The 236-nt window shown below is 68.2% G+C and carries 1 pseudogene; it reads right to left on the bottom strand.

From position 1 onward, the window contains the following. Positions 1 to 201, bottom strand: a pseudogene (locus CVH10_RS24380) (hypothetical protein); the annotation flags it as partial. Positions 202 to 236 lie beyond the last annotated feature (35 nt).

The raw sequence follows: 236 nt of genomic DNA, 5'->3' as shown, positions 1-236 counted from the left end.
GGTGTGCACCGCGCTGTCGGCGGCGAAGGCGGGCGAGAGCTCGAGGCCGATGATGACCAGGGCGATGGCGGTGCCCAGCGGATAGCCGGAGAGCAGTCCGGCGCCGCGGGTGCTGACGCGCTCGGCGATCATCGACAGGCCGAGCACCACGCCGCTCGAGACCGCGAGCTTGGCCAGCTGCCAGGTAAGCGGAACGTCCATGTGATGTTCCTTATCCTAGGGGCATGTATCGTCGG

The organism is Halomonas sp. ND22Bw, from assembly GCF_003011945.1.
Classification (GTDB): domain Bacteria; phylum Pseudomonadota; class Gammaproteobacteria; order Pseudomonadales; family Halomonadaceae; genus Halomonas; species Halomonas halophila.
This window is presented reverse-complemented; position numbering and strand designations above follow the sequence as displayed.